The 21,650-nt window shown below is 63.9% G+C and carries 15 protein-coding genes and 1 pseudogene; 7 read left to right on the top strand and 9 right to left on the bottom strand.

The window, feature by feature from the left end; translation table 11 throughout:
* Positions 1-2: 2 nt before the first annotated feature.
* From ACZYX4_RS14750 to ACZYX4_RS14740, 3 genes are all read right to left on the bottom strand, one after another.
* The gene (locus ACZYX4_RS14750; RefSeq protein WP_463877162.1) at positions 3-380 is read right to left on the bottom strand and encodes a VOC family protein; all 378 of its coding nucleotides are present in this window, start codon (positions 378-380) and stop codon (positions 3-5) included.
* A gap of 303 nt (positions 381-683) precedes the next feature.
* Complete coding sequence (locus ACZYX4_RS14745) at positions 684-1,937, bottom strand: MFS transporter (RefSeq protein WP_463877144.1); 1,254 nt, start codon at positions 1,935-1,937, stop codon at positions 684-686.
* Between the two features lie 111 nt (positions 1,938-2,048).
* On the bottom strand, positions 2,049-2,354 hold the full coding sequence (locus ACZYX4_RS14740) for a DUF1905 domain-containing protein (RefSeq protein ID WP_463877142.1): 306 nt from the start codon (positions 2,352-2,354) through the stop codon (positions 2,049-2,051).
* A gap of 445 nt (positions 2,355-2,799) precedes the next feature.
* On the opposite strand from ACZYX4_RS14740, the gene ACZYX4_RS14735 reads away from it, so the two are divergent.
* Together ACZYX4_RS14735 and ACZYX4_RS14730 are read left to right on the top strand one after the other, a co-directional pair.
* A complete protein-coding gene (locus ACZYX4_RS14735; protein ID WP_463877140.1) occupies positions 2,800-3,903 on the top strand; it encodes a baeRF11 domain-containing protein in 1,104 nt (367 codons plus the stop codon).
* A gap of 247 nt (positions 3,904-4,150) precedes the next feature.
* Positions 4,151-5,181, top strand: a pseudogene (locus ACZYX4_RS14730) (serine hydrolase domain-containing protein).
* A 95-nt stretch (positions 5,182-5,276) separates the two neighbouring features.
* Here ACZYX4_RS14730 and ACZYX4_RS14725 read toward each other — a convergent pair.
* From ACZYX4_RS14725 to ACZYX4_RS14715, 3 genes are all read right to left on the bottom strand, one after another.
* A complete protein-coding gene (locus tag ACZYX4_RS14725) occupies positions 5,277-6,212 on the bottom strand; it encodes a 5'-3' exonuclease (RefSeq protein ID WP_463877138.1) in 936 nt (311 codons plus the stop codon).
* A gap of 30 nt (positions 6,213-6,242) precedes the next feature.
* Positions 6,243-7,712, bottom strand: coding sequence for an APC family permease (locus tag ACZYX4_RS14720; protein WP_463877136.1), 1,470 nt, complete (start codon positions 7,710-7,712; stop codon positions 6,243-6,245).
* A gap of 187 nt (positions 7,713-7,899) precedes the next feature.
* A complete protein-coding gene (locus ACZYX4_RS14715) occupies positions 7,900-8,310 on the bottom strand; it encodes a hypothetical protein (protein ID WP_463877134.1) in 411 nt (136 codons plus the stop codon).
* Positions 8,311-9,282: 972 nt separating this feature from the next.
* Here ACZYX4_RS14715 and ACZYX4_RS14710 point away from each other — a divergent pair.
* The 5 genes from ACZYX4_RS14710 (at position 9,283) to ACZYX4_RS14690 (ending at position 17,305) form a co-directional block, all read left to right on the top strand.
* Positions 9,283-10,392, top strand: coding sequence for a cytochrome P450 (locus tag ACZYX4_RS14710; RefSeq protein WP_463877133.1), 1,110 nt, complete (start codon positions 9,283-9,285; stop codon positions 10,390-10,392).
* Positions 10,393-11,467: 1,075 nt separating this feature from the next.
* Positions 11,468-13,012: an acetyl-CoA hydrolase/transferase family protein gene (locus ACZYX4_RS14705; protein ID WP_463877131.1), complete on the top strand. Its 1,545-nt coding sequence runs from the start codon at positions 11,468-11,470 to the stop codon at positions 13,010-13,012.
* 481 nt (positions 13,013-13,493) lie between these two features.
* Positions 13,494-13,709 carry a hypothetical protein gene (locus ACZYX4_RS14700; protein WP_463877129.1) on the top strand — a complete coding sequence of 72 codons (216 nt, stop codon included), beginning with the start codon at positions 13,494-13,496 and terminating at the stop codon, positions 13,707-13,709.
* 475 nt (positions 13,710-14,184) lie between these two features.
* Positions 14,185-14,703, top strand: coding sequence for a DUF427 domain-containing protein (locus ACZYX4_RS14695; protein WP_463877127.1), 519 nt, complete (start codon positions 14,185-14,187; stop codon positions 14,701-14,703).
* Positions 14,704-16,117: 1,414 nt separating this feature from the next.
* Entirely contained in the window at positions 16,118-17,305 is a 1,188-nt protein-coding gene (locus ACZYX4_RS14690) for a TerC family protein (RefSeq protein ID WP_463877125.1), read from the top strand.
* 854 nt (positions 17,306-18,159) lie between these two features.
* On the opposite strand, the gene ACZYX4_RS14685 is transcribed toward ACZYX4_RS14690, so the two are convergent.
* From ACZYX4_RS14685 to ACZYX4_RS14675, 3 genes are all read right to left on the bottom strand, one after another.
* Positions 18,160-18,918: an SDR family NAD(P)-dependent oxidoreductase gene (locus tag ACZYX4_RS14685; protein ID WP_463877123.1), complete on the bottom strand. Its 759-nt coding sequence runs from the start codon at positions 18,916-18,918 to the stop codon at positions 18,160-18,162.
* 215 nt (positions 18,919-19,133) lie between these two features.
* Positions 19,134-19,820, bottom strand: coding sequence for a class I SAM-dependent methyltransferase (locus ACZYX4_RS14680; RefSeq protein WP_463877121.1), 687 nt, complete (start codon positions 19,818-19,820; stop codon positions 19,134-19,136).
* Between the two features lie 141 nt (positions 19,821-19,961).
* The gene (locus tag ACZYX4_RS14675) at positions 19,962-21,500 is read right to left on the bottom strand and encodes a putative bifunctional diguanylate cyclase/phosphodiesterase (protein ID WP_463877119.1); all 1,539 of its coding nucleotides are present in this window, start codon (positions 21,498-21,500) and stop codon (positions 19,962-19,964) included.
* Between the last annotated feature and the right edge of the window lie 150 nt (positions 21,501-21,650).

Raw genomic sequence — 21,650 nt, 5'->3', positions numbered from 1 at the left:
TGCTAGCGCTGGAGGAGATTCAGGATGTTGCCCTCGCTGTCCAGGAACCACGCTGCCTTGCCCACGGGAGTAGAAGCGATCCCATTCTCAGTCTTCAGAGAAGGAAAGTCGTACTCCTCGAACACGACACCGCGGTCGCGCAGATCCTGCACCTCGGCCTCGATGTTCTCTGTTGCCCAGCCCATCTGGGTGTTTTTCGCTGTTCCTGCATTGCCGGTCTTGTAGAGCAGGAAGGCCGTTCCCTTGCCGCAGCGGTACATCAGGTTCTCCTCATCCATGGCGTCGGCGGGCTCCAGTCCCAGCACGTCACGGTAGTAGTTACGTGCCCGGGCGATGTCCGTAGCGGGGAGGACTGCGATGATTTCGAGATCCTTCAGCATGATTGTTTCTCCCTCGTGATCGGTGGTGATCAGGTTCCTGGAAGTCACCCCAGCTGCCATCCAGAATGTAAAAGACGTCCGCCGGCAACTCGGCGTAACCGGCCCCGTCGTGCCAGGCCCGGGCTCGCTGCCCGGGTCATCAACGTGCTCAGCATCAGCGACGGACAACACCCATCTGCTCCTCGAAGGTGCTGATGCGAACTATCGTAGGCTCGGGGCCGCGGGAGTCAATACCGTCCGAAAGCGCCGCCGAAGCGGAGGAAACGTCATGGCTTCCGGCGGGTGACGGCACCGCCGAGGCACCTAGGATTCCGCGCCAGGGGTGCTGGTTTGATCGGACCGGTGGCGCTGCCGGCGGCTCGCCAGAAGGAAGGGCACGGCGATCAACTGGATCACGCCGCCGGTTGCCAGCGAGGCAGGGTAGCCGTACACGTCCGCTGCCCGGCCAAGCACCGGCTGTACCACCACTCCACCGCTGGACCCGATGAGTGAGTCGAAGCTCAGCACTGTGGCCCGCTGCTTCGAGGCGATCATGCCGTTCAGGTAGGCCTGCCGCACCGGGGTGCCTGCCGAGGACACCACGGCCCAGAGCGCCAGCAGCACGAGGGCCACCCAGAAGACCCTGGTGAACCCGAGAACGACCAGAATCAAGGCACTCATTATGCTGCTCAGAATCAGCACCGTCGTGCGTTTGCGGACGAGGAGCCGGAGGCGGGGAGCCAGCCAACCGCCAAGCACCTGTGCTCCCGCCACGAGTGCCGCCGCCAGGCCCGCCACGGAATACGCTCGCGGGTCTCCGAAGAGCTCAAGGAGGTGCGGCTGGAGGGCATAGAACACGTAGAACCCGACGCCGGCACTGAACGGCGCTGCCAGCATCACGTAGCGCACCGGCGGATTTTTCAATCCGTTCTCGATCGAGGCGGAGAGGACGGCCCGGGTTGCCTGCAGTGGATGTGTCGAACGTTCGGGGGTGAACCCGACATCGCGCATGAGAGTAAAGGCCACCACAAACATCACCAGCAGCACGCCGACGCGCAGCAGGAACGGCACGCCCAGATTGGTGACTTGCGCAATCACACCGCCGGCCACCGAGCCCACGAGCATCCCCACCCCCGACACCATTTGGCCCCGCCCGAGCACCGCCTCCAGCCCGCCTTCAAAACCCGAAAAGCGCAAGGCGTCGACGAGCCACGCCTCAACCGCGCCAGAGAAGAACGTGAAGCCCAGGCCGAGCAACACCGACACCACCGCCCACGACCAGAACGGGGCAGAAAGCTGCCAAAGCAGGTAGTAGAAGTAGGTCGTCACGGCCAGGGTCACGGTGCCGAGCAGGAACGACGTGCGGCGCCCCCACCCGTCCGCTATCACCCCGGTCGGCACCTCGAACAGCACCATTCCGGCCGTGAAAAACGCGTTGGCGGTAAACGCCTCGAGGTTGCTGAGACCGGCATCCAACAGGAAGAGGGTATTGATCCCCCAGATAAGCGAGGCCGCGAGGGTATTTCCCAGCGTCAACGTGAGGTAGATGCGCTGGATCTTGCGGGCGGCGGCGTTCATCGCAGGCCAGTCCCCGTCAGGGCGAGGGGGAACACAGGCCCATTCTCGTCTCCTACGCCGGCACGCGCCAGAGGATGAGGAGGAGTAAACACCCGAGGCGGCCGGGGGTGCTCAACCTGACTCGGGCACCTCAAGGTGAACCGTGACCTGAGCCCCTGCCTCCAGGCCGGCAAACGTTCTGACCGCCTTTTTGACGGGAAGAAGATAGGTGCCGCTCTTGCTGTCGGGAAAGAGTGACGTGGACCAGTGGTGGCCGGCGACCGTGGCCGTGATTTTGACGGAACCAAAGCCCCGACGGAACGGTGCCGTGTCCTCCCTGATCTCCGCTGCAAGCTGTCCGGGGAGGGTGAGGAAGTGCCACCCTGCTTCTCCCGGATAGTGCCACAGCGTGGCCGTGAAGGCATATGTGAGCGCCATTCTCTGATCGGCCTGAGAGTGGATGGCCGGCGGCTTACGGCAACCCGCTGCCGGCCTGGCGGGTCAGCAGCTCGTTGAATTGGGGGCTCATGGGGGCTCCTCGGGTCAGTGTTCCAGGTGTGGACCTGCGACGCCGAACCTCAGCTGGTCCGGTACGGCCGGAGGGCCTGAAACGAGCGTCCTCCGCTTTGGATCTCCACGTCAAGACCCTGCAGTTTCTGCCCGGGCGCCTTGATGGAACATCAGGGTGACGTTCCACGGCCGTCAGGCCGCTTCCAGGAGCAACCCAGTGCGGTACAACTTCCGCCGTCTGTTGACACGGGCATCCGAGGGTCAGAAGCTGGGCTGATCAGGTATCGCTGCCCGGCGGTACCGACAGCATCGAGCAGCCGCAGGAATATGCCCCCATTATGCACTCACCGGAGAGATAGCAAAGGATCGCCCCATGCATATTGATATGCCCACCCGATACGACGTGGAACGTCTGGCCGCCGCACGCGATCCACACAGCGTCACAGTGTATTTATCAACAAGCAGCGTCCCGGCCGATTCGGAGAAGAACCAGACCAGGGCGCGTGTGTTGTTCGGTTCCGCCATTGATCGGCTCCGTGAGGGGGGAGGCAAAGAACCGGTGGCCGCGATAGAAGCATTTCTCAACGAGCTGCTGGAAGCCCCGGAGTTTTGGTTTGATATGGGCCGGAGCCTGGCCATTTTCGCGACACCGTCATCGGTTCTTGAGTTCCGTTTGCCCAACGATCTCGAAGACCATGTGAGCGTGGCTGATCGGTTCGCAATCACCCCGCTCCTCCGGGCCTTGACCTTCCCCAATGCGGCGCTCGTCCTCGCAATCTCACAGAACGGGGCGCACCTCGTGGAAGTCTCGGCCGACCGGCCTGCCGATGAAATCACGGTGCCGGGCATGCCAAGTGATGCCGCAAGTGCCGTTGGGCTCGACTCGATCGGCGGCCGTGCCCCCTCCGGGCGGCTCCAGGGCAACGAGGGACGCAAGGTGCGGCTGACCCAGTACGCCCGCTCCGTCGACCACGCGCTCCGGCCAATCCTGAACGGTCAGTCCTTACCGCTGGTTATCGCTGCGACGGAGCCGCTCAGGAGCATCTACCGCAATCTCGCAGGATACGCACACCTCGCTTCAGAGGTCATCGAGGGGAACCCCGACGAACTGACCTCGGCCCAGTTGGCGGATGCGGCGCGCGGTGTGCTCGACCGGATCTACGCGGCCGATCTTGTTGCGCTGCAAACGACGTTTGAGGAGCGCCGCACCAACGGTCGTGCCTCGACGGACCTCAGCGATCTGGCACGGGCGGCTGCCTTCGGTGCGGTAGCTACGCTCGTCGTGGACATGGATGCAGAGGTCAAAGGTTCCGTTGGAGACGATGGCCTGCTCAGCCTGGATACGAATACGGGCCAGAACGCGATCGAGGAAATTGCCCGGCGGGCTCTCGGAGCGGGTGCCCGCGTCCTCGCGGTGCGACGGTCCGATATGCCGGAGAATGTGCAGGCCGCCGGAATTCTTCGCTACGCCGTCTGACTCCAGCACTACACGCTAAACCTAAAGGGCTGCTGGCAGATATGCCCACCCATGGGCGGGCATTTGGGAAACACTCACCTTGGCCTCGGGCGGGGACCCGTAGCATGTCAACGCGTGACCCGGCACCTTCGCTGGCCGGGGCGAAAAGGATGAGCCATGGTGAGACGGCACCAACCCGCGAGCGCCGGGCGAAAACATCGCGGCGGGCAGGGCACCTAGCGGCGCGACGTCGGCCGTCACCACGGTGATGCGCCGGGGCGGCGTCCCGGGCCTCTCCATGGCCGTGGTGAATCGTGATCGAGTGCTCCTCGCCGCCGGCTACGGCCTCGCCGGCCGCTCAGCCCATACGCCGGCAACCGCATCGACGTCGTATCTGTGGTTCTCCATGTCCAAGATCGTGACCGCGACGGCGGCGAACCGGCTCGTTGACGAAGGCCGCCTGGATCTGTTCGCCCCGGCCGACGAGTACGTTGATTACCTGCGGGTGCCGGGGACGCAGAACGTGGGCCAGTTACTCAACCACACCGCGGGATTCGGCAACCCCATGCCCATTCGCTGGGTGCACCCGGCGGGCGCGGATCCGCCGGACCCCGAGGCCCTGCTCCGCCGCCTGATGGGCAGGCGCCGCGCCTGCCGCCATCCGGCCGGGCAGGGAGCCAGGTACTCCCACGTCGGCTACCTTGCCGCCGGGCAGATCATCGCCGCCGCGTCCGGAGTGCCCTTTGAGACGTACGTCCACGACTCCGTCCTGCGGCCTGTGGGCATGGAACACACCGGGTTCCGCTATCCGGACGGCGAACACAGGGCGACCGGCTACGTCAAGGCACCCCGGATCGTGGACCCCGTGCTGCGCGGCCTGCTGCCCGGCGGGGTCGCCGGCGACCATCACGGCCCGTACCTGTCACTGGACCCTTTTTACGTGGATGGTCCCGCGTACGGCGGCCTGGTGGGCGACGTCCTGGATGCGGGCAGAGTCCTTCGTCTGCACCTTCGCGACGGCGAGATCGACGGAACCCGGGTCCTCTCCCCGAGTCCGCCCGCAGCATGCGCACCATTGACCAGACGGGTAAGCCGTTCGACCACGGAACCGGCTGGTTTCGCCGGCCGACGAACACCCCGGGGCAGTGGGTGGAGCATTTCGGCGCCGGCGCGGGCTTCAGGAATGTCATGCCCCTTTACCCCGGCCGCGGCCTCGGCATCGTTGTTATGAGCAACAGCACCAGCATGTACGACTTCGAACCGCTCTTCGCGCTCCTGGCCTCTGCCCCGTGGTCGTAACCGGCGCACCCCCCGTGCGGGCAGATCCGTGGACATCCGCATCCTTCCGTCAATGGCTTCGACGACGCTGTACCAGCGGCGCAAAAACATTGCCCTCAATGACGCCGGTCAAGCGCCTCGAGAAACCTCCTGACCGAGCCGCCGAGGTTCCAGTCGGTCGCGAGCGCTTCAAGTTCGGCGCGGGAATCGCCGGCGACAGGATGCAGCTGCGCGCCCGCCTGTTCAAGCGTCGGCAGCTCGAGGTCGCGCACGACCCTCACGACGGCGGGCGCGACTCCAAGGTAGTCCGCGGCCGCGGCGAGCTTCGAGCGCACGGATGCGGACAGCCCGCTGCCCGCATCCGCGGCGGCGAGTATCCCGTCGAGTGTGCCGTACTCCCCGAGGAGCGACGCGGCGGTCTTCTCCCCGATGCCGGCGACGCCCGGCAACCCGTCGGAGGTGTCGCCGCGGAGGGTCGCGTAGTCGGCGTACTGCCCGGGCAACACGCGGTACTTGCCGACGACCCCCGCGTCGGTGAGGACCTCAAGGTTCTTCATGCCGCGGGCGGTGTAGATCACCCGCACCTGGCGGGCGTCGTCGATGACCTGGAAGAGGTCGCGGTCCCCCGTCACCACATCGACGGGAAGCTGAGCGTGGCTGGCGTAGGTGCCGACGACGTCGTCCGCCTCATGCCCGGCGGCCCCCACAACGGCGATGCCCGCGACGTCCAGCACCCGGCGGATCATCGGGATCTGCGCCTCGAGCGCCTCCGGCACAGCCTCCATGTCGGGGGCACCCGTGACCTCCTCCGCGACCCGGTGCGACTTGTAGCCCGGGATGAGGTCCACCCGCCACTGCGGACGCCAGTCCTCGTCCCAGCACGCAACGAGGTGCGTCGCGTCGTAGTCGGTGGTGAGCCGGGCGATCATGTCCAGCAGGCCGCGAACGGCATTCACCGGCGTGCCATCGGCGCGGCGGATCGTCTCGGGAACGCCGTAGAAAGCACGGAAGTACAGAGACGCAGTGTCGAGCAGCATCAGGCGGTCGGTCATCACTGATCCTGGGGGTTCGAGAGGTGGAAGCTAGCCGTCCCTGCCGACGTTCTGCATGCCGACCGGTTCGCCCGGCCCCGTGTTGGTCCGCTTCGTGATCAACCACGTGATGAACCACAGCACGACGCCAATCGCCATCAGACCGCCGGCGATCTGATACTGGATGACAGGCCGGCCCACCCACGGACCGGCGAGGAAGGCACACAGCAGGGCCGCAACGAGTGGCAGCTGACCGGGCGAGGTGAAGAACACCTTACGGTGGGGGTCCCTCTTGCCGCGTAGTACGAGGCAGGCCACATTCACCACGGTGAAGACGCACAGCAGCAGGAACGCCGTTGTGCCTGAGAGGTTCGCGACGACGTTGCTGTCCGGGTCGGACGTGACGTACCAGATCAGCCCCAGCGCGAGGACGGTCGAGAAGGCGATGCCGGCCCACGGCGTCCTGCGTCCCGGGAGGACCTTTCCCAACGCTCGCGGCAGGACATCCTGGCGGGCCATGCCGTAGATCAGGCGGCTGGCCATCAACATGTTGATCAATGCGGTGTTGGCGACGGCGAAGACCGCGAGGAACGGGAACACCTTGTCGATCGGGAAATCCGGTGAGCCCTTGGACACCACCTCAAGGAGCGCGGCGCCTTCGGCCTCCCGGATCCCTTCGAGTTCGGTGGGCGAGAGCACGGTGACCACGGACACGGCCACCAGCATGTAGAGGATCACCGCGATGCCGAGACCGGTCAGCATGGTCCGGGGGAAGATCCGCTCGGGGTTCTGGGTCTCCTCGACCATGTTCACCGAGTCCTCGAAGCCGACCATTGCAAAGAACGCGATGGAAGTGGCGGCGGTGACTGCCAGGAACAGGCCCTTGTCCTGGGAGTCAGTGAAGACGGTGATCTCTCCGAGGTTTCCGGTTCCCTGGGCCATCACGAAGAAGCCGACGCCGATCACGATGCACAGGGCGGTCACCTCGACCAGGGTAAGCACCACGTTGAACTTCACGCTCTCGCCCACGCCGCGCAGGTTGATCGCCGCCAGCAGCAACATGAACCCCAGCGCGACGGCGGTGACCGCTCCCTGTCCGGGCATGCCCATCCAGCCGTTGATCACCAAGCCCCCGAAGAGGTTCTGCGCGAGTACGTTCGCGGATGTCGCGGCGCTCGTGATGCCGGAACAGACGACGGCGAACGCCACCAGGAAGGTCACGAAGTGGATGCCGAACGCCTTGTGCACGTACAGCGCAGCACCGGCTGCCTGGGGGTACTGCGTGACCAGCTCGAGGTAGGAGCACGCGGTCAGCGTCGCGACAACGAAGGCGAGCAGGAACGGCAGCCAGACGATGCCGCCGACCGTGCCGGCCATGGTGCCGGTGACGGCGTACACGCCGGCGCCGAGGATGTCACCGACGATGAACAGGAGCAGGAGCTTGGGTCCCAGGACCCGCTTGAGTCCGGGTTCGCCACCTTCGGGAGGTGCGTCGAACACTTTGTCTTGGGTTGCGCTCATGGTTGACCTCCACTGCAGGTACACGGCTTCGGGTAGCCGCGGCCGGACTCAACACCTTGATGTGACCTACCTCACCTTGGCCTTATCGAGCCGCTTTTGGCAACAACCAATCGCCAGCACCGCAAAAGACACACCGTGACCGTGCCGATCGGTGTCAACCCGCGCACCCGGCCCGATTTTTGCTCGCCTAACTCGCCGGCCGGAGCGAGGTGATCATCCTCCTGATATCCCGGTACTCGGGAGTGTTCGCGTACTTCTTCGCCTTCTCCAGATACGGCAGGGCTGCGTCTCCAGGCGTCACGTTGTTGGCGGGATCGTAGAACGCCCCGAACATGGCAGAGTTGGGCGGCCAGATGAAGAAGTGGAACATATAACACGCAGAATCCCCCGTTGGTACGGGGCCGGTCACGATGCCGTAGGCAGCTCCCGGCGTATCCGCCGGCCCGGGATCCTCGGCGTTGCCGCGGGTCTCGAACACGTACCGGGGCGCCGCACCGTTCTGCGTCAGCGCCGTCATCTCCTGCGAGTCCAGGATGGAGTACGGGTACCGCTCCGTGCAGGTGGAACCCGTGGCCATGTTGGTCCGGAGAGTAGCCAACGGCTTCCCGGCCTGGTTCGTAACCTCCGCGAATGCGCCACCACCTTCAGCCAGCTCACCGGCGGGATCCCTGACGCTCCACGCGGCAGGCAGTTCGAATGTCAGCTGGCCGTCCGCCGTCGTGTAATTGGTCCAGGCTGCCGATGACGTGGGGGCGCCAGTAGCGCCCGGTGTCCCGCCCGACGAGGGCCCTTGGCCCGGTGCTGCGGTTGCCGTGGCTGTGGACGCGGGTCCGCTCGCAGTGCCCGATGCCGGCGGCGCTGCCTGCTGACCGCATCCCGAAAGCAACAAGGCGAAGAGAAATGCCGTGGGAACAGCGACGCCGGACGAAACTGATTTGCGCATGTGACTCTCCCCGTGCCGACAATGGTCCCTTTAATGGTCCCTTAAGTGTCGCTCCCTCCGGAACCCTATATCGCAGGGTGCGGCCTCCGGACGGAGGATCCCGGGAACGGCGATCACGAAATCAACGCCATCGCCCTGCACCCGTCCGGTGCACGGGTATGGCCGTCGGCAACCAGATCGGCACCTTCGCTGCCGGATTCGCTCCGATGGGCGCCCCGATGCAGCCCGGCCCGGGTCCGATGGGCTGGGCCCCGGTGGCAATCCTCGGTACGGTTGCCGCCGGAACCGTTGCTGGTGCGGTGATCGGAATGCCGCGGCCAGGTAAGAACTTTGGCCTACGAGTAGAACCGAACGAAGCGGACGACGGCGGGAACCGTCACGCCGTCGTCCGCTTTCGTAGGCCGCGGTGGCGAGCCCCCTGGCACCGGACCGGGGTGCTTCCCGGCCATACTTGCCTGCTGACATGCGGAGGGGGCCTGGAATAGACTCAGGGTCCCACGGGTCCATCAATTCGACGCCCCGACGGTCCTCAAGGCCAATAGATCGCCGGGCTGAACAGGGAGGCCAGCCATGGACTTCGCCCCGGCCAATGAGCATCCGCTGGATCCTTTTCCCCATTACGAAAGAATGAGGGAAGCCGCACCCGTCTTCCACGACGAGCAATCGGGAAGCTGGCATGTCTTCCGGTATGACGACGTGCAGCGGGTGCTGTCTGACCATGCCAGTTTTTCCTCGCGGATGGGCGGCGACGATCCATCGGAGACGGGTCACCTGTTTGCGTCGAGCCTGATCACCACTGACCCCCCGCGGCACCGGCAATTGCGTTCCCTCGTGACGCAGGCGTTCACGCCGAAAGCCGTCGATGCGCTTGCTCCACGCATTTCAGAGCTCACGGACGAGCTTCTGGAAGGGATCGCTTCCCTCGGAACAGCGGACCTGATCGAGGCGTTGGCTTACCCGCTGCCGGTCATCGTGATCTCGGAACTCATGGGCATACCCGCCGCTGACCGTGACCGCTTCAAGCAGTGGTCCGACGTGATCGTGAGCCAAACGCGGACCGGCGCAGCGACTGAGGACCACCAGGCCACCAACCAGGAAATGACCGGGTACTTCCTGGAACTGATCGAACGGCGACGGAGCCGGCCCGGCAATGATTTGATCAGCAACCTGCTCGCCGCCGAGATTGACGGGCAAAAACTGAGCGTAGCCGAACTGCTGGGCTTCTGCGCCCTGCTGCTCGTCGCCGGCAATGAAACAACCACCAATCTGATCGGCAACGCGGTTCTTTGCTTCACTGAAGTGCCCGGAACCATCGAACGGATTTTGAAGGAGCCGTCACTGCTTCCCCAGGCCATAGAAGAGGTGCTCCGCTTCCGGTCGCCCGTCCAGTCCATGTACCGGGTGACGGTTGCTGACACCGCCCTGGGCGACGTTGAGATTCCGGCGGGCGCCCCGGTGGTGGCGTGGATCGGTTCCGCGAACCGCGACGAGCGGCAGTTCGAGCGGCCAGCCCAGTTCGACATCGGCCGCGGCCAGATCCGGCATCTGGCGTTCGGTCACGGCATTCACTTCTGCCTCGGTGCCCCGCTGGCACGACTTGAAGCAAGGATCGCGCTGGAGGCCACCCTGGCCCGGCTGCCCGGACTGTCCCTCGCCCCGGGAGCGCGTCTTGAACGGATGGACAGCACCATCGTCTACGGGGTGAAGACGCTCCGGGCCAGCTGGCAGGCAGCCTGATCGCACCGGCGCCCTGTCCCCGTTCGCGCGCCAAAACAGAAGCCCCTTCCACGCTGCTCAGGCACTGGAAAACCTGGTGGGCCCGCGGAAGCTCCTGCTTGGCCGGCTGCGATGCGGCTCAAGGGATGTACGTCCGGGCGCGATGACCCTCGAGTGGATAAGTTCCTGGCGTACTCAGGACTAGGAAGACGCCGCTTGTCCCGGCAGTTCGATTCCGCGCTCTTGGGCTAACTTCATGATGTTCGGCATCAACACCGCGGTCTTCTGCTTCGCCTCCTTGGTCGGGGTGAAGGCCACCTGGGAATTCCTGGTGAGACGACGCGGTGGCCTTCGATACCTTCGACCTATTCTTCTCTTTCAACGCGGTGACTCGCGCCGGGTCCGGTGTGCCTTGGCCATCCGTCGCTGCCCATGCCAGGTATCGCTGGACCGCGCTCCCAGAGACCAAGGTCCCATGAGTACGACACTCCGACTCGAGCCGGCCAGGGGCCCTCCAATACGCAGCCAGCGAAGGGTCAAAGTCCACAATTAAGGCAAGAATCCCCTCTACCGGGGGTTCCCTGTGCCCGGGGTGGGGCTCGAACCGGGGTTCAGCCCTTGAATACTCGCCGCCCCCGAAAACGTAGCCATTCCGGCCCAGTCCGACACCGGTACGGCACGATCCGAAGCCCGGGGTCTGCACAATCTGCACACCCCATGTTTACCGTTCCAGAGCACCATTTACCGCTGCAGAGCGCCGCACCCCCCTTCGAAAGGATGCGGCGCTTGTTAGTACTGGCAGATCCACCCGCTGCAACACCCTCCCCGGCGTGGTGCTCGGTGATGTCCGTGAGCCAGTAATTGATCATCTCCAAGCTGAGTGTGATGGGGTGCTGCTCAGCAACCACGGCGGACCCGCGCGGCGGCTCGCGGCAGCACTGAATGTCACTTTTGACGGGCTGCCGGGCGCGGAGTCCTGCTCCGGGGATTACCGGACTCTCTGGACACGCAGCGAAGTCCCCGGCTTCCTGCCCGGTCCGTCACACGCCTGCCATGGACGTAAGGTTGATGCGGAAGTTCCAACGAAGGGGCCTTGATGCAGGACCGTATCCGTAACGCCGACATATACAACCGGCTGATGTCCGCTGAGCAGGCTGCTGGTCTGATCAAACCCGGCATGACGGTGGCTATGAGTGGCTTCACCGGAGCCGGCTACCCAAAGGCCGTGCCGCAGGCCCTGGCGGCCCGGATGGAGGCGGCCGCCGCGGCCGGCGAGCCGTTCCGGATCAAGGTCCTCACCGGAGCGTCCACCGCCCCCGAGCTCGACGGCGCCCTGGCCAAAGTCAACGGCATGGAACTGCGCCTGCCGTACCAATCCGATCCCGCGCTGCGCGAACGCATCAACAACGGTGAGATCGACTACATCGACATGCACCTCAGCCACGTCGCCCAGCACACCTGGGCCGGGTACCTCGGCAATATCGACGTTGCCCTGATCGAGGTAGCAGGTGTCCTTGAGGATGGCCGGCTGATACCGTCCTCCTCGGTCGGGAACAACAAGACCTGGCTCGAACAGGCGGATAAAGTCATCCTCGAAGTCAACAGGTTCCAGCCGGCAGGGCTGGAAGGAATGCACGACATCTATTACGGCACGGCTCTGCCCCCCGACCGGAAACCCATACCGCTGATCAGACCTGATGATCGCATCGGGGAACCATACCTCCACGTGGATCCCGCCAAAATCGTCGGCGTCGTCGCCACCGACGCCCCGGACCGGAACTCCCCGTTCAGCGCCCCCGATCAAGCCTCCCAGCAAATCGCAGGGCACCTGCTGGACTTCTTCACACATGAAATCAAACAGGGCCGGCTGACCAAGGAACTGCTCCCACTGCAATCCGGTGTCGGCAACATCGCCAACGCCGTCCTCTCTGCCCTGTCCCAGAGCGGCTACCAGGGGCTGACCGCCTACACCGAGGTCATCCAGGACGGCATGCTCCAACTGATCCGCGAGGGTGTCCTGAAGATGGCCTCCGCCACCTCCTTCTCGCTCAGCGCCGCCGGGTTGCAGGAATTCAACGACAACGTCGATTTCTACCGCACGCGGATACTGCTGCGCCCCCAGGAAATCTCCAACCACCCCGAGCTGATCCGCCGACTGGGCTGCATCGCGATGAACGGGATGATCGAAGCCGACATCTACGGCAACATCAACTCCACCCACATCGCGGGCAGCAAAGTAATGAACGGCATCGGCGGATCCGGCGACTTCGCCCGAAACGGCTCCCTCTCAATATTCATGTCCCCCAGCACCTCCAAAGCCGGCAGCATCTCCTGCATCGTGCCCATGGTCAGCCACGTCGACCACACCGAACACGACACCATGGTCATCGTCACGGAACAGGGCCTGGCCGACCTTCGCGGGCTCGCTCCCAAACAGCGCGCACAACTGATCATTGACCGCTGCGCGCACCCCGACTACCGCCCCGTGCTCCAGGACTACTACGACCGCGCCAAGCGCGAGAGCTACGGCAAACACACCCCCCACCTCCTCGCCGAAGCCCTCTCCTGGCACGAGAGGTTCGTCGAAACCGGCAACATGCACCAGCACGCCGACCGCCTCCCGGCTGGCGCGATCCGATAACCCCATGGCCGCTGACCAACCGGGGAGAGTCCGCTTAACGGTGGATCCGCAGTTGGCATTTAGTTAATTCTTCCTTGGAAGGTGACGGCGAAGGGGTTCAGTGCCGGCTTCCACCTTGTTGCCCGTCGCGCCATGCCTTTGCCGGTCGGGTCCAGTGCCCGGGTCGCCAGAGCGCTGCGACTCCGAGATGGAAGACTTCGCCCGGGTTGATCCCCGAGGGCGAGCTCATGACGCCTGCGCACGTACGGCCCGGTGAAGTCAGCGCATGGCACCGACCGGGATGGGGAAACCGATGAGGCTTGAGGGCTGGCATGCGATGGTGTTCCTGGCGCTGCTACTGGTCGTCGTCGGTGCGGTGACCATCTGGGGCGGGCCGCCGCTCGTCCCGTCTGCAATCGGTGGTTCCAACCAGAGATAGTTGACACACTCAGCAGAAGCCGGCGGGCGTTAAGGTGCACGCTGGTGGGCTTAGAGTTGCAGCATGGAGAGTGTCGTCATTATCGGAATCGCTGCTGTTGTCGCGGTAATCCTGGGTTTCGTTATCGCGGCCGCCGTGCGGCCAGATAAACCTGGACGCCACAAGGGCGCCTACATTCCCGCGGAGGACCGCCCGCTTATCAGCAATGCCACAAACCACAGCGCCGTCTATGATGGCGTCGGGCCCCGTTCCAAGCGATTTCCTGATCTGGAACGGTGAGTCGCTGCTCGCTGGCTTTTTCTCTCGGTGAGAGCCTACGGGCGGAGACTGTCCGTGATAGCACCCTGCGGTGATGTGCCGGCTGCTGGTGAGGATCTTCCGCGGTTCCGCCCGCACGGGCTCCGGCCGGGGCCGCCCTCATGCTGGAAATCGACGAACATTATGGCGGCGGGTGCCTCCTTTCCAAACATCCCATGGAGAAGCGAACAGCAGCCTGACAGGCAGCACGCACGGCCCGCCGGGCAGGGCGGGTTCTGCGCACGGCGCCGCCCAGAGGGCTGACACCTTGTCAATGGGACTCCGGGTTGGCCCACCAAAACTATGGTGATTCGGTTATGCCTCCATCGAACCTCTGGTTGACGTGGCCGAGAACCTGCTGTTGCAATGGCCACCTGAACCGGCCGCCATATGTGCCATCAGGGACCTCCCCCGGCGTTCACGGTGCCTTCCCAGCGGAAGATGGCAGCATGGGAACATGACTCCTGCTCACGGCTTCTTCCGGCGTCCCCAGCCCATCAAACCCAAGGCCGGTCAAGAATCGGTGTGGGACTACCCGCGGCCGCCAAGGGTCGAGCCGCGATCCGAACGGATCATCGTGCGCCTTGGCGGGCAGGTGATTGCCGACACCACCGATGCAGTGCGCGTCCTGGAGACTAGTCATCCGCCTGTCTACTACTTGCCATTGAACTCATTCCCTGCCGGTGTGCTCGTCCCGGTCGAGGGCACCACCTTCTGCGAGTTCAAGGGAGAAGCGCACTACTTCGACGTCGTTGCCGGCGGAGTCGTCGTTCCCCGTGCCGGGTGGACCTACCCGGAACCCGCCCGGGGGTTCGAGGCGCTCAGTACCCGGGTGGCCCTCTACCCGGGTCACATGGAATCCTGCGAGGTCAACGGAGAGCAGGTGACCTTCCAGGATGGTGACTTCTACGGCGGTTGGATCACCAGGCAGATCGTTGGTCCGTTTAAGGGTGGTCCGGGCACGGCCGGGTGGTGAGCACATCGCTCTTGCGCCGGCAAGTCTTGCCCCTCGCTTTGCGTCTGATGGCTCCGTAGATGGTTCGGCATACGGGCGGTCCCGCCAGAGCGACTATTAGCACCGGCAAATGGCATCAATCGACGCTCGCGCAGTGATCCTCGATGGAACAGGGGCAATGGGTTTCGACGTTACAGAGCCCTCGATGGAAATCGGATAAGTCCCCCCCGTCGGCGGCCGCCACCCGGGCCGCTCCCAGCCGACCCGGACGCCGTCATCGCTTTCCTCGGGTGCTCTGATTATGCCGACCCGCCAGCCCCTGCCACCGCCGGGAGTCCAGCATCCTGCCGCCGAGTCGGAATAACCACGACATCGTCATAACAGGTGTAGACCTGTGTCAATGGCCAACAGTTAGGCCAAGCACCCGACGGATTGTGTGAGGAAACAAGCGCAGCGCCGAACGCAAGGCACCCGGTGGCGCGGCCGTCCGCAGGGCGGTTGCTGCGGTGGAGCGGGCACGAACGATCCACACGAATCTAAATGATGTTGTCAACGGATGTTGGCATGCCGCTCTTCGTTCTCCGGACGGTTGGCCGAGGAACGAAGAGTTCCTCTAGTCCGTCCAGCCCGGGTGGGGCTTCCGGTCCTGCTCCGGAAGATTGGCGGCTATGGCGGGGAGGTTGTCCGCGGCCACTGGTGCCGTCGCGGGAACCGGGGCGTAGGGAGTGCTGTCGCCAAACCTGGCCCAGAGGACGGTGAGTCGTCGCCGGGCCAGGGCGAGCACGGCCTGGATGTGGGTATTCCCTTCGGTGCGTTTGCGTTCGTAGTAGTCCCGGGAAGCCGGGCAGCTCTTGAGGGCCCGGGGCCGGAGAGGTAGAAGACGCGCAGAAGCCTTCGGCCGTAGTGGCGGGGGCGTGGGCGGTTGCCTGTGATCCGGCCAGAGCGCCGAGGCTGGGACCGCAGACCTGAAACACGATGCCCCTGCCGGGCCGGGCTGCGACCGAGAGTGCTCTTGACGCGGCCCGGGCCACGAGGGCCACTGCTGCCCTCCGCACCATTTCCTGACGGGTCGGAGCGTACCTGGGGCCCGGGCAGCTTCCCGGAGTCCGCTCAGGAGGATTTCCAGCCGCCTTCTGGTGTCGAACGGCCCGAACGCCCGCTTCGAGCTCGGCGCATGCGCGCCTTGGCTGCACGCGGCGGCGCCATTCGTTTTGGAGTCGGAGATCGATCAGGTGCCGCCGTTGAGCCAGCGGTGCGGATTCGTCTCTGGCCCCAATTCCTATTAGAGTGACAATGCGTAGGGGAGTATTCCGAAGCGCTGCAATCGTCAACACGTCAGGCACCGATGCCTGGCCGGGTGCAGCGGCCAGCCGGACGGCGGGCGGAGAGACTTATGAAGCTCTCTGGTACCCACCTTACGAAAGCAGGAACCCCCTTGACTGTTTCTCCCCTGATCTGGGGCATCACCGTTGTTGTCATTTTGGCTCTGCTGGCCTTTGACTACTTCTTCCATATCCGCAAGGCCCACGTCCCCACGCTGAAGGAAGCGGCCTTCTGGTCCTCCCTCTATGTGGGTATCGCCATCACCTTCGGCATTCTCGTTCTGATCTTTGGCGGCCCGGTTATGGGCTCGGAGTATTTCGCCGGGTACATCACCGAGAAGGCACTTTCGGTGGACAACCTCTTTGTCTTCCTGATCATCATCGCCAGCTTCCGCGTTCCGCGCGAGGACCAGCAAAAGGTGCTGCTCTTCGGCATTGTGTTCGCGCTGATTGCCCGCACCGGCTTCATTTTCCTCGGCGCCGCACTGATCAATTCCTTCGCCTGGATCTTTTATGTATTCGGCTTAATCCTGTTGATCACGGCCGGCAACCTGCTCAAGCCTGAACCCGAGGGCGACGACACGGCCGACAACTTCATCATCCGCCTGGCCCGCAGGATCTTCCACACCACCGAGCACTACGACGGCGACAAGCTGTTCACCATGGAGAACGGGAAAAGGGTCCTGACCCCAATGCTGTTGGTCATGGTGGCCATCGGCGGGACCGACATCCTGTTCGCCCTGGACTCGATCCCGGCGATCTTCGGCCTGACCCAGAATGTCTACATTGTCTTCACCGCCACGGCGTTCTCGCTGATGGGCCTGCGCCAGTTGTACTTCCTGATCGACGGCCTGCTGGACCGGCTCATCTACCTCGCCTACGGACTGGCAGCCATCCTGGCCTTCATCGGTGTCAAGCTGGTGCTCCACGCCCTGCACGAGAACAACCTGCCGTTCATCAACGACGGCCAGCCGGTCCCGGTCGTGGAGATCACCACGGGCTTGTCCCTGACCGTCATTATCGGCGTACTGGTCTTTACCGTGGTGGCATCGCTCGTGAGCAAGGCAGGCAAGGCACAGACCGCGATCAACAATGCCCGCCGGCACGCCGTCAGCTACCTTGACCTCGAGTACACCGCTGACACCGCTGAGCGCGAGCGTATCTACAACGCCCTGCTGGAAGAAGAACGGCAGATCGAACAGATGGAGCCGAAGTACCGCAACAAGGCCAAGGACGTGGACACGATCCGCGCCGAGGTGGCCGAGGCTCACCGGCAGCACGGGCAGTACCTGGCGCGCTAGCCGGTGGTACCCCCGCCATGGATCCCATCCCCGGAGGATCCAGTAACCCGGGATCAGTAGCCGGTGGAGGGGCGGGTGCGGGCTCGGAGCCCGCCCCTCCTCGCCGCTGTGCGTCATCTGTCAGTCGACGACCTGTTTCGCGGGTCCTGACGCCGGGCACCAATTTCCACAGGACCTCTGTCCTGAACGTTGTTCTGCACGCCCCGGTTCTCCCCACCATGGCCTCCCCCAGACAGCCGCACCCCGCATTGACAGGGTGCGGCATTTCTCTGCCTCGACAAAGTTGCCCCAGCCGTAGGACTCCACGAGCGGGAGCAACTTGGTCATGCCTCGCTCATTGCGGGCTCTTCGGCAGACCGTGCCGGACTTTCGGTCGCTAGGCTTTTCATAACGGTTCCACCTCCGTTCATCCCTTTCCTGGCCGCAAACGTCGAGAGCCGCATGACCGGCGGCGCCTCTCAGAACCCCGTTTCCGCGCACCCGCTGCCAGTCATGCTTCAATCAGGGAGTGATTGGGACTCAGGGAATGACAGCGACGGCACCGACCTCGGCCGGCGGCTCAGCCCAAGGAAATGCGACGCCGTCGCCAAACACCTCCTCACCGCCTCCGCCAGGCCGCGGTGGACTCTCCGATCCGGCGGCCACCCGCACCGCCTGAGGCGGGCAACCCGGCCCGTCTCAGGGACCGATGCCACCCCCTCAAAGCCGATGGCGATGCCCGCTGGGCTGTTTCATGGATGTTCTCACCGAGAACAAACACCGTCGCTTTGCTGACCTGGAGGAAAGTGCCAGAAGGCGTGAGGTGCTCTTTCCTGTTCATTTTTCGGCCGCGTCCGTGAGGCCGGCCCGTGCCGTCACACGGCCGTGTAGCCTCCGTCGATCAAGTAGTAGCCACCAGTGACGAATGAGGCCTCTTCAGAGAGGAGGAAGCAGACCACGTGGGACACCTCTTCCGACGTGCCAAGCCGACCGAGGGGATGCTTGCCTGCCAGGGCACCCATGACCTCAGGGCTTAGGTTGTTCTCCAAGAGCGGTGTCCTGATGTATCCGGGGCCAACGGAGTTGATTCGCAGACCCTGGGGGCCGTACTCAGCAGCGGCATTTTTGGTGATGCCCACTACGCCGTGCTTGGCGGCGGTGTACGCTCCGTTGCCCAGGGCAGCTACGGTGCCGTGGATCGAGGCCATGTTCACAATGGCGCAGTTCCGGGCACCGGCTTGGAGCATCTGCGGGATCTGGTAGCGCATGCCGTAGAGCACGCCGTTGAGATTGATTCCGATGACCTTGTCCCACTCGTCCAAGTCTGTTTCGCCAGCCGGGGCGGGTGTGCCCCCCACACCGGCATTGTTGACCGCCAGGTGCAAGCCACCGTAGGTGTCAACGGCGTGTCGCACCACCATCTCGGAATCCTCCTTCTTAGCAGTATCCTGCCGTACCGCTGAAGCAGTCCCGCCGGCGCCGACGATTTCCCTAACGACGCGCTGTGCGGCATCGAAATTGATATCCGTGACGACCACGCTCGCCCCTTTGGCGGCGAGCTCCTTGCTGATTGCTTCGCCAAGGCCGGAGCCTCCTCCAGTAATGAGCGCCACTTTGTCCGTGAACTGAGCCATGTTGTTCCCTCTCCGGCCACACCGCAGTGGGTCCGCGGCGACCACGGTTCACGCTACCGTTCAGCCCATGCTGGGGGAAGTGAGCTCCACCCCTGATCTCTACTTTCGGTACACCCGCAATTTAGGAGGTCCACTTTTCCGAGATCTCTGCGGCAGCTCACTCCCATACGGGGACCCACCACTGTCCATCAAGTCGGGGTGCGCACCGGGTGCAGTTACACCCGTTCGTGCCCTGTTCCGGAATCTTCCGCGCCCGACAGGAGTGCGTAATATCCCGGAACCCACTGCGAAAGACCGCTTGCGTTCAACGGGACCACTTCAATGTCGACCGGGCCGTCCGCAATCAACTGCCACTCCGAATCCGAAAATACGCTGCGCCGTTCCCTAGCACCGAAGTGCCCGGGCCGGGGAAGGTTTTCCAAGGCGCGCTGAAGCTGCAGGGGCATGCTTTGCCGGGTAGCGCCGAGCTCCGCCAGGTAACCGAGGCTATTTCCGCGGAAATTGGTCTCGGCCAGTAACACTCGGCCTCTGTTACCGATGACGGTTCGCAGGTTGGCAGCCATGGCGGCCTGCTTGTCGGGCTTCAGGACGTGGAATACTCCGCGGACAAAGACATTGGCGGGCCCCAGCCGCTCCAACAGGAGCTCTCCCGCACGTGCCCCCGCAGCATCCAAAACTATGAAGTCGGCATTTTGGATGCCTTCTGCTTCCCTGCTCGCCATCTCGACCGCCCCCTTGGATACGTCGATGCCGAGAACTCTTGGAAATAGGCTGGCAAGCCAGCGGGTGTGGGTTCCGTTTCCGCACCCGACGTCAACTACCGGAAGTGCTGGATCAAAGTGAGCTACAACCGCGTCGGAGTACTGCGTACGCTCTGCCAAGGAGTCGGAATCCCAAAGCACGTCTCCTGAACGGCCAGTGGTGCGGATTCCCCGCCAGTATCCTTCCCACGCAGCGTCCGGGTTCCTCGGTGCCCGGGAAGCGAGGCGTACTACTGAGGGGACAAGCAGCATCTGGTCCCAAAGCGTCGACATACGCTAACTCTACAGACGCCGTGCGGGCCGGCGGAGTTGATCCGGTACTTTCGCGACCGGGACCGGATGTCCGTAGAAGTAGCCTTGCCCGTAGAGGCAACCCATGGCCCGCAGCTGGGCCTCCTGCTCGGCGGTTTCGATGCCTTCGACGATTGCCTTGAGTCCCGCAGCGGAAATTAGCTGCAGAATGGCAGAAACGAACTTTTGTTGCCGGGGGTCCGACCCCATGTCCTTTATGAGGGACTGGTCTACTTTCACTGCGTCTGCCGGAAGCGACATAAGGTAGCTGATGGACGAGTAGCCGGTACCGAAGTCGTCAATGTGCAGCCCCACGCCCAGCTCCCGGAGCCTGCTGAGGACCTGTTCTTCCCCGGTTCCCCGGGACATCAACACTGACTCAGTGATCTCCAGGACCAAACGCCGCGGATCCACGCCATGCTTGGCCAGCGTGTCCCGGATGTCCTCCAGCAAATCGGTTCGAAGCAGTTCGGCGGCAGATAGATTAATGTGCAGACAAAAGTCTGCCAGGTCCGGGTCGGTGCGGCTCCAGCCCCCCAATTGGGCAACACCTTCATGCAGCACCCACCGTCCCAGCTCAAAGATCAAGCCGGTTTCTTCAGCGATGCCAATGAAGCTGTCCGGCATAACGGTTCCGCGGACAGGGTGATGCCATCGGAGGAGGGCTTCTATGCCGATCACGCTACCGGACGCCAATTCGACCACCGGCTGGTACAGCAGTGCCAGCTCCCCTCGGGCAACAGCTGTGCGTAGTTCGGCGGTTATTTGCGACCGTTCCCGGACGGCGTCAAGCATTTCTGGGTGGAAGAGTTGGACATTGTTGCGACCCCGCGCCTTTGCCTGATACATGGCAATGTCGGCATCGCGCATCAGCGCCTCCGCCGGGTACCCCGGCGTGCCGATGCACACGCCGATGCTGGCCATCGCCCAAACCGTTTCTGTTCCGATACGCACGCTGTCCTGCAGATACTCCGATGCACGATGGGCAATTTGAAGGATCTCCTCTTCCGTGGCCGCGGTAATGAGGATGGCAAATTCATCCCCGCCCAAGCGGGCCACAGTATCGGAGGCCCTGACGGCGGAACGGAGACGTTTGGCAACCTCCACCAGCGCGGCGTCACCGGCGCTATGGCCCAGGGTGTCATTGACGGTCTTGAATGAATCCAAATCCAGGAGCACCACGGCCGGGGCTTTTCCGCCGTCCGCGCTGGACCGGGTTGCTTCCTGGATCCTCTCGGTTAGCAACGTCCTGTTGGCAAGGCCCGTTAAAGCATCTGTCTTGGCCATCTGCTCCAGCTCAACCTGGGTTCGGCGCAACATAGCCGTGCGGGCGGCCACCCGCTGCTCCAGCTCCGAATGAATGTGGCCCAGTTCTTCTGCGAGCAGGTTGACTCCCGTGATGACAGCATCAATGTCATCCCGATGCTCCGAGGGTTCAATGCGTGCGTCCAGCTCACCGGCGGCCAATCGGACAACCCCGTCCACCAAAAGCTGCAGGCGCGGGTCCTCAACGCCTTTTCTCGAGGTCATGTAATCCTACGGAGCAGAAAACCACGGGAAGGTGGGCCGTTGGCGGGCTCCTCCTCACGGACGCAGCAATGGGTAGAAGTGCGTTCACTAACAGGGATCTGCCCCTGGGTGCCGAGCGGATTATTTGTCTCCACGTCCCGGATTCCCATT

Source organism: Pseudarthrobacter leeuwenhoeki (assembly GCF_055412885.1).
The sequence above is the reverse complement of the archived record's forward strand: the minus strand, read 5'-3'. Positions and strand labels throughout refer to the sequence as shown.

Bases quoted from the DNA above. Each gene is read 5' to 3' on its own strand.
- ACZYX4_RS14750 (WP_463877162.1), bottom strand. From the start codon at position 380: ATGCTGAAGGATCTCGAAATCATCGCAGTCCTCCCCGCTACGGACATC.
- ACZYX4_RS14745 (WP_463877144.1), bottom strand. From the start codon at position 1,937: ATGAACGCCGCCGCCCGCAAGATCCAGCGCATCTACCTCACGTTGACG.
- ACZYX4_RS14740 (WP_463877142.1), bottom strand. From the start codon at position 2,354: ATGGCGCTCACATATGCCTTCACGGCCACGCTGTGGCACTATCCGGGA.
- ACZYX4_RS14735 (WP_463877140.1), top strand. From the start codon at position 2,800: ATGCATATTGATATGCCCACCCGATACGACGTGGAACGTCTGGCCGCC.
- ACZYX4_RS14725 (WP_463877138.1), bottom strand. From the start codon at position 6,212: ATGACCGACCGCCTGATGCTGCTCGACACTGCGTCTCTGTACTTCCGT.
- ACZYX4_RS14720 (WP_463877136.1), bottom strand. From the start codon at position 7,712: ATGAGCGCAACCCAAGACAAAGTGTTCGACGCACCTCCCGAAGGTGGC.
- ACZYX4_RS14710 (WP_463877133.1), top strand. From the start codon at position 9,283: ATGAGGGAAGCCGCACCCGTCTTCCACGACGAGCAATCGGGAAGCTGG.
- ACZYX4_RS14705 (WP_463877131.1), top strand. From the start codon at position 11,468: ATGCAGGACCGTATCCGTAACGCCGACATATACAACCGGCTGATGTCC.
- ACZYX4_RS14700 (WP_463877129.1), top strand. From the start codon at position 13,494: ATGGAGAGTGTCGTCATTATCGGAATCGCTGCTGTTGTCGCGGTAATC.
- ACZYX4_RS14695 (WP_463877127.1), top strand. From the start codon at position 14,185: ATGACTCCTGCTCACGGCTTCTTCCGGCGTCCCCAGCCCATCAAACCC.
- ACZYX4_RS14685 (WP_463877123.1), bottom strand. From the start codon at position 18,918: ATGGCTCAGTTCACGGACAAAGTGGCGCTCATTACTGGAGGAGGCTCC.
- ACZYX4_RS14675 (WP_463877119.1), bottom strand. From the start codon at position 21,500: ATGACCTCGAGAAAAGGCGTTGAGGACCCGCGCCTGCAGCTTTTGGTG.